At 73.6% G+C, this 13,994-nt stretch carries 12 protein-coding genes; 7 read left to right on the forward strand and 5 right to left on the reverse strand.

What is annotated here, in order from left to right; genetic code table 11:
• Window positions 1-29: 29 nt before the first annotated feature.
• From ABTZ54_RS12975 to ABTZ54_RS12990, 4 genes are all read right to left on the reverse strand, one after another.
• Complete coding sequence (locus tag ABTZ54_RS12975; protein ID WP_351661133.1) at window positions 30-527, reverse strand: DUF6099 family protein; 498 nt, start codon at window positions 525-527, stop codon at window positions 30-32.
• A gap of 125 nt (window positions 528-652) precedes the next feature.
• Window positions 653-1,009 carry a nucleotide pyrophosphohydrolase gene (locus ABTZ54_RS12980; RefSeq protein WP_351661136.1) on the reverse strand — a complete coding sequence of 119 codons (357 nt, stop codon included), beginning with the start codon at window positions 1,007-1,009 and terminating at the stop codon, window positions 653-655.
• Window positions 996-2,105 (reverse strand): AAA family ATPase, encoded by a 1,110-nt coding sequence (locus tag ABTZ54_RS12985; protein WP_351661139.1) that lies wholly within the window; start codon window positions 2,103-2,105, stop codon window positions 996-998. Before ABTZ54_RS12985 ends, ABTZ54_RS12980 begins: the two co-directional genes overlap by 14 nt.
• An 841-nt stretch (window positions 2,106-2,946) precedes the next feature.
• Window positions 2,947-3,375 (reverse strand): cell division protein SepF, encoded by a 429-nt coding sequence (locus tag ABTZ54_RS12990; protein WP_351661142.1) that lies wholly within the window; start codon window positions 3,373-3,375, stop codon window positions 2,947-2,949.
• Window positions 3,376-3,718: 343 nt separating this feature from the next.
• On the opposite strand from ABTZ54_RS12990, the gene ABTZ54_RS12995 reads away from it, so the two are divergent.
• The 3 genes from ABTZ54_RS12995 to ABTZ54_RS13005 all read left to right on the forward strand — a co-directional run bounded on the left by ABTZ54_RS12995 (window position 3,719) and on the right by ABTZ54_RS13005 (window position 5,802).
• Complete coding sequence (locus ABTZ54_RS12995) at window positions 3,719-4,282, forward strand: TetR family transcriptional regulator (RefSeq protein WP_351661144.1); 564 nt, start codon at window positions 3,719-3,721, stop codon at window positions 4,280-4,282.
• 329 nt (window positions 4,283-4,611) lie between these two features.
• A complete protein-coding gene (locus ABTZ54_RS13000) occupies window positions 4,612-5,295 on the forward strand; it encodes a ScbR family autoregulator-binding transcription factor (RefSeq protein WP_351661147.1) in 684 nt (227 codons plus the stop codon).
• A gap of 51 nt (window positions 5,296-5,346) precedes the next feature.
• A complete protein-coding gene (locus ABTZ54_RS13005; RefSeq protein WP_351661150.1) occupies window positions 5,347-5,802 on the forward strand; it encodes a VOC family protein in 456 nt (151 codons plus the stop codon).
• A gap of 68 nt (window positions 5,803-5,870) precedes the next feature.
• On the opposite strand, the gene ABTZ54_RS13010 is transcribed toward ABTZ54_RS13005, so the two are convergent.
• Window positions 5,871-9,368 (reverse strand): AfsR/SARP family transcriptional regulator, encoded by a 3,498-nt coding sequence (locus ABTZ54_RS13010; protein WP_351661153.1) that lies wholly within the window; start codon window positions 9,366-9,368, stop codon window positions 5,871-5,873.
• A 207-nt stretch (window positions 9,369-9,575) separates the two neighbouring features.
• Between ABTZ54_RS13010 and ABTZ54_RS13015 the strand changes: the two genes are divergently transcribed.
• From ABTZ54_RS13015 to ABTZ54_RS13030, 4 genes are all read left to right on the forward strand, one after another.
• Window positions 9,576-10,130, forward strand: a complete 555-nt coding sequence (locus ABTZ54_RS13015; RefSeq protein ID WP_351661156.1) for an SDR family oxidoreductase — start codon at window positions 9,576-9,578, stop codon at window positions 10,128-10,130.
• A 164-nt stretch (window positions 10,131-10,294) separates the two neighbouring features.
• Window positions 10,295-11,527, forward strand: coding sequence for an MFS transporter (locus ABTZ54_RS13020; RefSeq protein WP_351661159.1), 1,233 nt, complete (start codon window positions 10,295-10,297; stop codon window positions 11,525-11,527).
• Between the two features lie 566 nt (window positions 11,528-12,093).
• Window positions 12,094-13,269: an IS701 family transposase gene (locus ABTZ54_RS13025; RefSeq protein WP_351661162.1), complete on the forward strand. Its 1,176-nt coding sequence runs from the start codon at window positions 12,094-12,096 to the stop codon at window positions 13,267-13,269.
• An 18-nt stretch (window positions 13,270-13,287) separates the two neighbouring features.
• Window positions 13,288-13,989 carry a response regulator transcription factor gene (locus tag ABTZ54_RS13030; RefSeq protein WP_351661165.1) on the forward strand — a complete coding sequence of 234 codons (702 nt, stop codon included), beginning with the start codon at window positions 13,288-13,290 and terminating at the stop codon, window positions 13,987-13,989.
• Window positions 13,990-13,994: the final 5 nt, after the last annotated feature.

A 13,994-nucleotide genomic window follows, 5' to 3' on the forward strand; every position in this document is an offset into this window, starting at 1 on the left:
CGTGGATCTGGGAACGGCGGGGGCGTGCTTCACCGGCCGCCCGGTCTCGGGCCGGCTCTTCCTCTCGCCGGGTCGGGCGGCCGGCCGCGCTCGCGCAAGGTGAGGCGGCGGAGCATTCCGCGTACCCGGTCACCCGCCTCGTCGGTCGCGTCGATCGCCTCGATGCACTGCCAGTAGAGACCCTCCTCGTCCGTGGCGCAGGCCACCCCGACCAGGGCGATGCCCACCTCGCCGAGGAGCGCGCCGAGCGCGGTCAACGCGGCCCGCTCGTCCCCCACCTCGGTGAGCTGCGCGGCCCTCGGAAGCCCGCCGCGCACCACGGGCTGGTCCGTCGGACCGCGCCCTCCGCCGATCTCGCTCAGTCCCCGCGCCTCGCTCCGCAGCTCCAGCGGTCCGCAGAGCACGAGATGACTCCCTATCGCCTGGGCGAGGACCTGGGCCTGCCAGGCCTCCGCCACGATGTCCAGCGCCGTGCGGCTCTCGGCCAGCGCATGCCGACCGGTCGCGATGAGTCGCTCCGCTTCCATCAACGCCGCCCCCGTTCTTATGACTTACTGCCCACTCATTCCATTACCCAGCGTGAGGCCGCCTGAGCCCAAACACCAGGGGAATTCGGAAATCTGTGGACAGGAAGCTCCTGGGGATAACTCGATCACTCCGAAGAGTGACGATGACTGTCGTTCTCGCCCCGGACAGGGAAGCGGAGCTCGTTCCGGTCGATCTTCGCCGCGAGCGCGGCGAGCGGATCGATCCCGAGCACGGTGCAGAACTGCAGGAGATAGGCGAGGACATCCGCGACCTCGTCGCCGACCCGGTGCGCGGTGTCCGGGTCGTCCATCACCCGCGCGGCCTCCTCGGGCGTCGACCACTGGAAGATCTCCAGGAGTTCGGACGCCTCGACGCTCAGCGCCGCCGCGAGGTTCTTGGGTGTGTGGTACGGCTGCCACTGCCGGGCGGCCGCGAAGTCGGCGAGGCGGCGCTGCAGGCCCGCTACATCAGGATCGGTCACGGCCCAGGTCTACCACCGTCACCCCGGGCCCCCATCCGGCACCCGTCTCGTGGAGCCGGTCCTCCCCCACCGTCCCGACCAGCCGCATATGCCCGTTCGCGCAGATCGTGGCGGCCAGCGCGATCAGTTCGCGCAGCTGCCGCGCGTCGAGCGCCCGGTCCAGTCCGTCGGCGAGGACGGTGAGCGTCTTCATGGCCTCGGGGACCTCCGCGAGGGGGTCCACCTCGAACACGCCGGGACCGGTGAGCAGGACGAGCGCGAGGGCCAGGTAGCGCAGTTCGCCCTCCCCGAGCCGGCCCAGCGGGGTCGCGGGGCCCGCGCCCCGTTCCAGTACGGCCTGCACCATGCCCTCCGCCGGCTCCCGCAGACCGAGGGCCGTGACCGGCCCCGCACAGCCGGCGCCCGCCATCGCCGCGAGCCGGGTGTGGCGGCGCGGGCACTCGGTGGCGGTGCGGTGCAGCACCTCGGCGAGGTTGCGGCAGTCGCGGCGCAGCCGGCCCTCGCCGACCGGGACGGGCGCCCGCATCCCCGCGGGCCTCGGGTCGCACGCGAAGACGGAGCGCAGGCCGACCACCACCTGCTCCGCCGCGGCCAGGACCTCCAGCTGCCCCTTGGTCTTGCCCGCGACCCGCAGCGGCAGCAGCGCGGTGCCGAGCAGGTCGTCGGGGAGCGGGGCCCGGGTGACGGGGGTGCTTCCGGCGGTGTGCCATTCGGCCTGCACCGTGCTGCGGCCCGGGTCGCGCAGGGCGGTCGTGAGAAGGGTGCGGCCCCGCGCGGTGAGGCGTTCACCGACGATCCGCAGCTGAGGCTCGGCCTGGACGGCGACGTCGAGGTGGACGGGTCCCGCCGGGCCGTCGACGGTGCAGCCGATCCGGAAGCCGCGCCGCCCCTGGGCGTCGGGCCGCGCCCGCTCGGGCACCAGGTCGGCCGCGTCGGGCAACGCCTCCGCGAGCCCGGCCCCCGCCCCGAGCCGCGCCAACGCCTCGTACGCCCGCAGGACGGTGGACTTCCCACTTCCGCTCGGCCCCCGCAGCAGCGTCACGGGCCCGAGCGGCAGAACGGCCGCACGGTGCACGGCAAAGGCGGAGAGTCGCAACTCGGTGACGACCGGGCGGTGCTGCGCCCGGGGGGCGGAGGCGGGTGGGGAGGCGGGTGCCGAGCTGGACGCGGACTTGGGTGCCGAGTTGGGTGCGGACTTGGGCGCGAACTTTGGCGCCGGGTTGGCGACGGAACTGGCGGGGGAAGCGGCGGCGGAAGCGGCGGCCGGGGCCGACGCGGGGGCTCGGTGGTCCGGGGCGGGGTGGTCGGGAGCGGCGTGACCCGGAGCGGGATGGCCCGGAGCAGGGTGGTCCGGGACGGAGGCGTCCGGCCCCGGGCCGCCCTCACCGGAACCGCCCAGGGCGGAAGCCCCCCGGCCCCCTTCCGGCCCGCTGGCCCGCGGCACGCCCTGCACGCCCTGCACGACGCCACGACCACGAGCCCGCCCCTGAGCGGGGACGCTCTGGGCAGCCGGCCCCTCGGCGGCAACGGATCCGCCCCGCGAGGCGGCCCCCTGGGACGGGCCGCTCCGAGCGGCGCCCCCCTGAGCAGGGACGGATGAACCCCTGTCCCGCGCGGGAGCACTCCCGGCACGGACGGACGCACTCGCGTCGCGAGCGGGTACGCCCCCGTCACGGACAGACGTACTCGTCTCGCGCACGGGAGCACTCCCGTCACGGACGGAGCTACTCACATCGCGCGCCAAGGCGCTCCCGTCACGGACGGGCGTACTCGTCTCGCGCGCGGAGGCGCTCCCGTCGCTGACGGACTGGCTCCCGTCGTGGGCGGGGTCGTGTGGGCGGGCTGGGGTGCGGTCGGGGGCGGTGCCGCCGGTGGTGGTCATGGTCGGACCGTACGCAGGGGTCAGCGTGACGAACCGTTACGGCTGATCGACCTTCCTACGAACGAGGGACCGCGACCCCGGTCCCGTCGACGTCCTCCTCCGAACCCTCCTCCGCGCCCTCGACCTCGGTGCCGGCCGGCGCGAGGAGGAAGACGTTCCGGTCGACGCGGTGCATGCCGCTGCCGAGGCCGAAGACGACGCCGCTGCTGAAGTCGAGGATCCGCTTGGCGACCTCGGTGTCGGCGCTCGTCAGGTCGAGGAGGACCGGGATCTGGGCGATGAGGTACTCGGCGACCTCGCGCGCGTCGGCGAAGACCTGCACTCGCAGGACGACCATGCGGCGCTGCTCGGCCGCCTCGTACTGCTCGGGCATCGTGCGGTGGTCGACCCTGGACGGCCATTCGTCACGACCGCGCAGGGGCACGACCTGCGCCAGGCCCTCCCACTGCTCGTCGGTGACGTCGTACCTCTCGTACCTACTCATGCACCCATCCTCCCGTTACTCACCCGTTCGGCCCAACAGCGACACGAGCGGACTCGGCTCGCCTCACCCGGGCAGCTCCCACAAGATCACCCCTGGGCGCGCCGTGTCATCTCGGCCCGGCCAGGCACCCGCTTCACGCCACCCTCCCGCATCTTCTCGCCGATCTCGCCACCGGATCCGGCAGTACATGCCGTTCCGTCACCATCTCGACAGGATCGGTTGGTTGCCCTGACCCCGCAGCCTGGGGTATGAGAGCTCCCACGAGGAAAAAATTCCCTAGAGACTGTTATTTTCCGTGACCGAGCGACTCCGGAGGGGCACCGTGCCGAAGCAGGAGAGAGCGGTGAGGACGCAGGAGCGGTTCCTGGACGCGTCGGCCGAGGAATTCGCCCGGCACGGCTACGCGGGGGCCAACCTGCAGCGCATATCCGCCCAGGCGGGGATGACCAAGGGCGCGCTGTACGGGCACTTCTCGTCGAAGGACGCCCTGGCCGCCGTGTTCACCTCCGCCTTCGACGCCGGGTGGCGCGAGCTGTTCCGGAAGATCGGCGACGGCGATCCGCCCCTCGCGATCCTGCACCGCGTCACGGTCGGCTTCGTCCACCGGATGCACGGGGACCTCCGCTTCCGCGCCGGGCTGCGACTCGTGTACGAGGAGGCCTCCGCGCGCGACACCGCCCCGCAGGCCGTGACGGACCTGACGGCCGAACTGACCCGGCTCGTCGCGGCCGCGCAGGACCGGTCGGAGCTCGCCGCGACGCACAGCCCCGAGGTCATCGCGTCGATGTTCCTGTCGCTGATGTTCGGCATGTACTACACCGCGCCGACGGACACCTCCTCCGCCCACAGCACCCGCCAGGTCTGTCAGGTCTGGCAGTTGCTGGAGTCGCGCCACACGGCGGCGTGACGTATCGCCGGACCGCGTCGCCCACCCGCCTCGACGGGCCGTGTCGACGGGCGGTATCGACCTCGCGTTCGGGCCGGTTACCGGCCACCCGTCGCGACCCGGCGGCCGAGCCCCCGCTCGGGTGGAGCTGCCCACCAGATGGAGCGCCGGGGAGCCGGGGGCGACACCCCCTGCCGCCCCTCCAGGACGGCTTCCCCCGATGCGGGATCCGGCCCCGACGGGCCCAATCCGGCACGGGCGGCGCGCCCTTCGGTTTTCGGCCACGCTCCCGTACGATTCCTTCCCGGCGGTACGAAACGGGGATCAGCGGCCGCGGAAATGGGACGGGCATGGCAGCCAACTCGGGCGACATCTTCAGCGTTTCGGCTCCCGCCGTCACCAAGGAGCTGAAGCAGGAGCGGGCGGTACGGACACGGGAGCGGGTGCTCGCCTCGGCCGCCGCCGCGTTCGCCGCCAAGGGGTATCCCGCGGTCACCATCCTGGATGTGGCGCAGTCGGCCGGGATGACCAAGGGCGCGGTCTATTTCCACTACGAGAACAAGGACGCGCTCGCCGTCGCCGTGACGGAGCTCTTCAACCGGCGGATCGGTGAGATCGCGCGCGCCGTCCAGGAGTTGGGGCTGCCGCCGGTCAGCGCCGTCGCCGAGCTGCTGATCCGCACGGCCGTGGCGTTCCGCGACGAGACGGCCCTCCAGGCCGGGGCCCGGCTGCAACTGGAACGTCAGTTGATCGGCGCCCAGATCCCGCTGCCCTACGAGGGCTACACGGATCTCATCACCTCCTGGCTCGCCAAGGAGGTCCGCCCCGAGCCGGACCCGGAGAGCCCGGAGGCCTCCGCCTCGCCCACCACGCTCGCCACGGTCCTCGTCTCCGCCTTCTTCGGCGCGCAGCACATCTCATGGGTCCTCAACAACCGTGCCGACCTGCCGGAGCGCACGATCGCCGTGGTGCGGGCGATCATCCCGTGCGCCGAGGAGGACATCGAGCTCTGCCCCTCCGCACCACGCGGCTGAGCGCCGGGCGCCTCGCCGCCCGTTGTCAGAGCCGCCTGGCACGCTTCGCGTATGGAGATGACAGTGCAGCTGACGATCGACTGCTCCGATCCGCAGAGGATGGTGGACTTCTGGGCGGAGGCCTTGGGGTACGTGCCCGAGCCCGCGCCCGACGGGTACGCGACGTGGCGTGCCTACTGGGCGGCGATGGGGGTGCCCGAGGAGGAGTTGCCGGCCGGCGCCGGGGACGTTCCCGAGTCGATCGTCGATCCCGAGGGGCGCGGGCCACGGGTGTGGTTCCAGCAGGTCCCGGAGGCCAAGGCCGGCAAGAACCGCTGGCATTTCGACCTGAAGGTCGGCGGGGGCCGTGACGTGCCCGTGGACGTCCGCGCGCAGCGGGTCAGGGCCACGGTGGAACGGCTGGTCGCGGCCGGTGCCACCGTGGTGGGGATCAAGGACGAGCCGGACGCGGGGTTCTACGCCGCCGCCATGCGGGATCCGGAGGGCAACGAATTCGACATCGTCTGAGGGGTGTGGGGGCAGGGCCGGTCACAGCGGTTGATCGTTGACTGCGGCCGGGGCTGCGGTCGGCTTCCTCAGCGCGTCTCCACCTCGCCCAAGGGCCAGTCGAGTGCCGTGCGGGCCCGCCGAACGGCCGCGTGGGGGGTGAGACGGGCGCCCTGCTCGAACATCGTCGTGTACGCCGCCTCGCCCAGTGCCGCGCCGGCCGCGCCCGCGATACGGTCCACGTCGCCGCGCTCGGCGGGTGGCAGGGGGGCGCCCACGCCCCGGCGGGCCGCGTCCGCCGCGCCCAGCAGCAGGGCGGCGGCCTCGGCGGGCCCCGCCAGGAGCGCCGCGCCCGCCAGGCCCTCCAGGGAGAGGGCGAGGGCGCGCGGTTCGTCGAGGGAGCGGGCCACGGCCCAGCCGCGCAGGTGGTGGGCGGCGGACCCTGTCGCGTCGCCGCGCAGTTCGGCGAGGAAGCCGAACTCCGCGAGGAGCAGGTGGTCGCCCGCCTCGGAGGACACCTCCGCGTAGCCGTCCCGGATGCGCAGCAGGTGCGTCTCGGCGGCGTCGAGGTCACCGGAGCGGCGGGCGCCGAGCGCGAGGCCCATCTCGGAGTGGATCTCCCCGTACTTGTAGCCCTGTTCGGCGGCGATCCGGTGGGCCTGCTCGTGCAGGTCACGACCGCGCTCCCAGTCGTGGGCCAGCAGCGCGAGCCGGCCGAGTCCGGACAGGCGGGCCGACACCTCGGCCTCCAGGCCCAACTCGCGGGCGATGGCCAGCCCTTCGTGCTGGCGGCGGGCGGCCTCGGCGTAGTCGCCCTTGATCTCGGCGAGCGCGGCGAGCGGCGAGACGGTCTGCAACTCACCCCACCGATCGCCCAGTTCACGGAAGAGTGCCGCACTGCGCCGGCCGTCGCGGCCGAGTCCCACGAGGTCCCCACCGGCCATGGCGAGCGTCGCGCGCAGACCGAGCGCGGCGGCCGTTCCCCAGCACTCGCCCACCTCGCCGAAGAGGGCCAGGGCCCGGGTGTTCAGCGCCTCGCTCCCGACGGGATCCCCCACACTGAACAGGCCGTACGCGCAGAGCCACAGGGCGCGGGCCCGGCGTACGGGGTCGGGCACGGCGTCGGCGGTCGCGACGGTGCCGTCCAGCGCGCACGCCTCGGCGTGATCACCCGTGAGCAGCGCGAAGGCCCCGTGAAGGAGAGCCAGTTCGGGAGCGTCGCCGGAGGTCGCGGCGAGCGCGGCGGCCAGGCTGCGCCGCCCCTCCGCCAGCCGCCCGCGCAGCAGCCACCACCAGGCCAGGGCGGTCGCCAGCCGGACGGCTTCGGGGGCCGACGGACCCTGCGCCGCGCGCCTTACCGCCTCGTCCAGGGCCGCTCGCAGATTGCCCGCCTCCGCGTCCAGGCGGATGAGCCAGGTGCGCTGGCCCGCTCCGCGCAGGTGGGGTTCGGCGCGTTCGGCGAGGGTGAGGTAGTGGTGCAGATGGCGGTCGCGTACGGCGGCCAGGTCGGCCATCTCGTGGAGTCGCTCGGTCGCGTACGCGGCCACCGACTCCAGGAGCCGGTAGCGCCGCCCCGCGGGTCCGTCCACGACGCCCACGAGCGAGCGGTCCACCAGCCGCGTCACCAGGTCGAGCACCTCGTCGCGGGTCACCCCGTCCCCCGCGCAGATCGCCTCCGCGGCGGCCAGGTCGCAGCCGTCCCTGTGCACCGCGAGGCGGCGCAGCACGATGCGCTCGGGCGCGCTCAGCAGCTCCCAGCTCCAGTCGATGACCGCCCGCAGCGTCTGCTGGCGGGCGGGCGCACCCCGCTGCCGGGAGTTCAGCACCCGGAAACGATCACCCAGCCGCGCCGCCAACTCCCGCACCCCCAGCGCCCGTACGCGGGTGGCGGCGAGTTCGAGGGCCAGCGGGATGCCGTCCAGGCGGCGGCAGATCTCCGCGACGGCCTCGCGGTCGGCGGGGTCGACCGCGGCCGGGTCGCGCGGAAACGCGGGGTCGCGATCGGAGGCCCGCTCGCTGAACAGGCGCACCGCGTCGTCCGTACCCAGCGGCTCCACCGGGAACACCGCCTCGCCCGCGAGCCCCAACGGCTCCTGGCTGGTGGCGAGGACCCGCACGCCGGGCGCCGTCCGGAGCAGCAGCTCGGCCAGCTCCACCGCCGCGTCCACCACGTGCTCGCAGTTGTCCAGGACCAGCAGCGTCCTGCGGTCCCGCAGCGCCGCCGCCAGCCGGTGCACGGGCGAGGGCGCGCCCGCCGCCCCCGCGCCGGTGCCGGGCAGCGCCGCCGGGGCGTCGTCCCGGATACCGAGGGTGGCGGCCACCACCTGCGCCAGGTCGGCCGCGCTGCCGTCCCGTACTCCCGCGAACTCCACGAGCCATACCCCGTCCGGGAGTTCGGCCCGCTCCGGGCCTCCGCCCGCCTCCTCCGAGGCGGCGGCCACGGCGAGCCGGGTCTTACCGACGCCACCGGCCCCGGTGAGTGTCACCAGTCGCGTGCCGCGCAGGAGCCGGGCCACCTGGGTGACGGCTTCCGTGCGGCCGATGAGGTGGGTGAGGGGTACGGGGAGGTTGGAGGGGTTGCCGGGGCCGGGACCGGGGCCCTCTGAGTCGGCCGGGGTGGGGCGCGTCGGCCCGGCGCCCGCGTTCCCTGGGCGGCCGACCACGACGGGGCCTGACACCTCGCCGCCGGCCCGCACCCGCCCGGGAGCCGACGTCTCGAAGCCGGACCGTGAGGTCCGCGCCCGCCCGTACGGATACGTTTCCTCACCGCCCAGAGGTCGCTCGGCTACGTCGGGCTCCGCGCCCGCCCCCTCACCCCTCCGCAGCGGCGGCACCGCCGACGGGCCGTCCCCCAGCCTCGGGTCCTGGCGGAGTACGGCCTGGTGGAGGGCGGTCAGGGCCGGGCCCGGGTCGACGCCGAGGTCCTCGGACAGGCGGTCGCGGAGGTCCGCGTACGTGGCGAGCGCGTCGCTCTGGCGGCCGGCCAGGTAGAGCGCGCGCATCTGGACCGCGCGGAGGCGCTCCCGGAGCGGGTAGCGGTCGACCAGGGCGGCGAGTTCACCGGCGAGGAGCATGTGGTCACCGGCCAGGAGGCGGGCCTCGGCCTGTTCCTCCAGCACGGACAGGCGCTGTTCGGCGAGGCGCTGGGCTGCCCCCCGTACGAACTCCTCGTCGGCGAAGTCCGCGTACGCCGGGCCCCGCCAGAGATCGAGGGCGTCGGTCAGCAGCGCGGCCCGTCCGCGCGGGTCCCGGACCGTGCGGGCCTCGGCCACCAGGGCGCGGAAGCGGTCGGCGTCGACCTCGTGGGCCGTCCGGTCGAGCCGGAGCCGGTAGCCGGGGGCCTGGTGGACCACCCGGTCGCGGCCGATGACCCGGCGGAGCTGGGAGACCTTGGCCTGAAGCGCGCCCGTGGGCTTGCCGGGCGGTTCGTCGCCCCACAGGTCCTGGACCAGGCGGTCGACGGAGACCGCGTCCCCGTCGTGGGCGAGCAGGTCCGCGAGCAGGGCCCGGACCTTGACCTCGGGGACCGTGACCGCCGCGCCCTCGTCGTCCCACACCACGAGCGGTCCCAGTACCCCAAAGCGCATGTCGGCCACCGTACCCCGCCCCCGCCACCCCCCGCGCGCCCCCACGAGCACCCCGACGGCCCGCCCCACAGTCCTCCGGGCGCCCCCCAGCCGCTCCCCCATCCAACCCCCATCAGCCGACCATCAGCCCACCCGAAGCAACCCCGAAGCGCCCTGCCCCACAGTCGGGGCGACGACATCACCGGGCAGTGGAAGGGAGCGGCGGTCATGACCAGGTACGCGGGCAGGAGGGCCGTCGTTCTCGGGCAGGACACCGGGATCGGCATCGGACTGGCCATCGCCAAGCGGCTCGTGGAGGGCGGCGCGCGCGTGGTGCTCACCGCCCGGACCGCCGCCGAGAGCGCCCATGCCCGTACCGAACTCGGTTCCGCCGCCCGTGTCGTCGACAGCCCCGACGGCTCCTTCGGCGCGGCCCCCGACGACCTGGACGGCCCTGACCTCCTCTTCGCCGACTCCGTCGCCACCGCCCGGCCCCTCCTCCCGCTGCTCAGGGACGGCGGCGCCGTGGTGCTCACCGCGCCCGCGCCGTCCCCCGCCGCCGTGCGGGCGCTCGCCACCGAGCTGGCGCCGCGCGGCATCCGCGTCAACGCGGTGGCCCCGGGCTGTATCGAGGCGGCGCCGGCCGTCGCCTCGCCGCTCCCGCCCCTCGGCCGGCTCGGCTCCGCCGAGGAGGTCGCCCGCGCCGCGCTCTTCCTCGCCACCGAGGCGACCTTCACGACAGGCGCCCAACTCCCCGTGGACGGAGGCCTCGGCCCCTCGTAGGCCATACGGAATCCGTCAACTTCCTGATCCATCCCCGTTCCACCCCCGTTCCACCCCCGATCCACCCCCGACCCATCCCCGACCCATCCCCGATCCGTCCCGGATCCCTCCCGGATCCCTCCCCGTCCCCGTCCCCGCCCCCTCCCTTCACCGGAGCACACCAGATGAGCACCTCACCCGACACCACCGCCGCTCCCGCCTCGCCACCGACGGCGGCGGGCGAGGGCGGCGAGCCGCAGAAGCTGCCGCTGTTCGCCCTGCTCGCCCTGGCGACCGCCGTCTTCATCACCAGCCTCACCGAGACCCTGCCCGCCGGTCTGCTGCCCGCGATGAGCCGGGACCTGAGCGTCAGCGAGTCGGCGACCGGCCAGACCGTCACCATCTACGCGCTCGGCACCGCCCTGACCGCGATCCCGCTCACCGCCGCCACCGCCCGCTGGCGGCGCAAGCGGCTGCTGCTCACGGCGATGGCGGGCTTCGCCGTCGCCAACACGGTCACGGCCGTGTCGTCCGTCTACGAGCTGACGATGGTCGCCCGATTCGTCGCGGGTGTGGCCGCCGGTCTCGCCTGGGCGCTGCTCGCCGGTTACGCGCGCCGCATGTCGCCCGTCCACCTCCAGGGCAAGGCCATCGCCATCGCCATGGCCGGTATCCCCGTCGCACTCTCGCTCGGCGTCCCCGCCGGCACCTTCATCGGTTCCCAGCTCGGCTGGCGTGTCGCCTTCTTCGCGATGACCGGGCTCACCGTCCTCCTGCTGCTCTGGATCTCCGCCGCCGTGCCGGACTACCCCGGCCAGGAGGCGGGCGAGAAGCCCAAGATGCTGCGGGCGCTGAAGGTGCCGGGGGTCAGCCCCGTCCTGTTCGTGACGCTGGTCTTCGTCCTCGCGCACACCATCCTGTACGCGTACATCGCCACGTTCCTCGACGACGTGGGCCTCGGCGGCAGCACCGATCTGGTCCTGCTCGTCTTCGGCGGCGCGTCGCTCGCCAGCATCTGGATCGTCGGCGCGCAGATCCACCGCAGGCTGCGGGCGCTGACGGTCGCGAGCACCCTGCTCGTCGCCGTGGCCGCGGCGCTTCTCGCGGTGCTCGCCGACAACACGGCTCTCGTCTATGTCGCGGCGGCACTATGGGGTCTGGGCTGGGGCGGGGTGCCGACCCTGCTCCAGACGGCGGTCGCCGACGCGGGCGGCGAACAGGCCGACTCCGCCCAGGCGATGCTCGTCACGCTGTGGAACGTCGCCATGGCCGGCGGCGGCATCATCGGCGGCGTCCTGCTCGACGCCGTCGGCAGCGACTCCTTCCCGTGGACGGTGCTGCTGCTCCTGGCACCGGTGCTCGTGGTCGTCCTGGCCGCCCGCGCCCACGGCTTCCCCGCCAAGCGCCCCACCGACTGAGCCCCTCCCAGCGCACTCCCGTAGCCCGACCCGCACCCCGAGCAGCCGCCGAAGGCACACCATCCCCCGGGCCTTCGGCGGCTTCCCCGACGTCCGGCGGCCGGTGCGGCGCGGATTGTTCATGAGCTGTTGACACGTGCGCCCGAACGTCTGTCCCACCCCTGCCGACCCGCCCCGCGGCGCAGCCGCGTGACCAGCGGGTGCGGGCCCGGGGGGTGGGATTCACGCCGTTGTCCGGCGCCCGGCCGCGCACCGTCGCGCGGTGCCGGGAGACGGTCCAGCACACCCTCGATCGGGGTCCGTTTCCGCAGGTCAGAGGGCGAATGAGCAAAGTCGCCGACCGTCTCGTGAAATTTTCCTTCGAGACGGTATTTTTGGGCTTCGTACGGAACGCAGGGCACCGACTCGGGTGCGAGTGAGGGAAGTACGAGGGGGCGTAGCGTCACATGTCGTCGAGCACATCAAGCACGTCCAGCAGGTCCAGCACATCCGCCATATCCGCCGCATCCGGCGCATCCGCCACATCCAGCGCGGCATGGTCGGCCACGGGGGACGAGGAAGCGCGTATGCGCCTCTTTCTCGAAGAGATCTTCAGACCCCTCCACAGAGCCGAGCAACGCCGCTGGGCCCGGGCGTATCTCCGGGGCCTGATCCATGTCTCCGGCCGGAAGACGCCCCGGAGCATGGCACGCACCGAGCGCTTACCGCCGGCGGCGGCGCACAGCCTGCACCAGTTCATCAACACGAGTACGTGGGACTGGGAGCCGGTGCGCCGCAGACTCGCCCTGCGGGTCGCCGCGGGCGCCGCCCCGTACGCCTGGACCGCCACGGAGCTGCTCATCCCCAAGCGCGGCGAGCACTCGGTGGGGGTGCACCGGCGGCTGGACACGGAGACCGGACGGACCGTCAACTCCCAGCGAGCGGTGGGTCTTTTCCTTGTGACGGACACGCACTGCTTCCCCGTGGACTGGAGCCTCGTGCTCGACGGCCCGTGGGGCTGGGACCAGGAGCGGCGGCTGCGGGCGCGGATCCCGGAGGAGGAGACCGCGCGCTCCGTGGGCGCCTGTGTGCTCGACCACGCGGCGGGGACCGCCGCGCAGCCACGGCTGCCCCGGCTGCCCTGGGTGCTCGACCTCTCCCGCAGCGAGGACGCGAGCGGGGTGCTCGCCGGGCTCGCCCGGCATCGCGCGGACATTCTCTGCGAGGTGAACCCGGGCCAGGTCGTGATCGGCGGGCGGCGCGCCCCGACGGTGACCACGGTCGGCGTCCTGATGGACGAACGCAACGCGCGTCAGCCGTATGTGATGACACGTCAGACCAGTGATCCCGGTCTCCGGGGCGGCGGTGTGCGGGCCGCCCCTCTCTACACCTACGCCGGTGCGGTACGGCTCCCCCTGCGCACGGTCGGCGCCGACGGTGCCGCGCGCGGCTACCGGCTGCTCGAACTGCCCGACCCCGACGGGCTGCGGCCCGCCCGGTACTGGATCACCAGCCTGGCCGACCGTCGGGTGGAGCGGATCCTGGCGCTGATGCGCAGTCGCGCGACCGTCCGGTCGACCGTCACCGCGTTGCAGGAACGGTTCGGCGTGCTGGATTTCGAGGGCCGCTCCTACCCCGGATGGCACCACCACATGACGATGACGTCCGCCGCCTACGCGTACCAGCACCTCCGCAGACGCGGCAGCGTCCCCGCCCCGCCGTCCCGCAGCCCCACCCCGGTGCCGGCCCGGATCGCGGGCTGACGAGAAGGGACCGGTCCGATGAGAAACGTACTCGTGGTGGAGCGGGAAGCCTCCTCCGCCGCGTCGCTCGTGCGCGATCTGCGCCGCCAGGGCTTCGCCGCCCGCAGCGTGGACAGCGGGGCACACGCCCTGCGCACCTACCGCGAGGCCGACCTGGTGCTGCTCTCGCTCGAACTCCCCGATGTCGACGGCATCGAGGTCTGCCGGAACCTGCGCGCCGAGAGCGATGTCCCGCTGATCGCCTTCACCCGCCGGGACGACGAATTGGAGCGGGTACTCGCCCTGAAAGCGGGCGCGGACGACTGTGTCGCGCAGACCTGGGGTTTCCGGGAGATCGCGGCTCGCGTCGAAGCCGTTCTCCGCCGGGCCCGCCGCCCTCTTTCGGCGGCGCCCGAGGAGATTTCCCTCGGTCCTCTGCACATCGATCCGAGGGCGCGGGAAGTGCGGCTGCGCGATCGTCTCGTCGATGTCACATCGAAGGAATTCGAGCTCCTTTATCTGCTCGCCTCGCATTCCGAGACCGTGATCTCCCGTAAGGAATTGATGGCGAAGGTGTGGGGCAGCGAATGGGCCACCACCAGCCGGACCATCGACACCCATGTGAGCACCCTGCGCGCCAAACTCGGCTGTAGCCGCTGGATCATCACGGTCCGCGGGGTGGGCTACCGGATGGGTCACCACTCGCCCGCCTCCCGCGTCCCGGAGGCCTCGGCGAGCTGAGACGC

The organism is Streptomyces sp. NPDC094032, assembly GCF_040303965.1.
Taxonomy (GTDB): Bacteria; Actinomycetota; Actinomycetes; order Streptomycetales; family Streptomycetaceae; genus Streptomyces.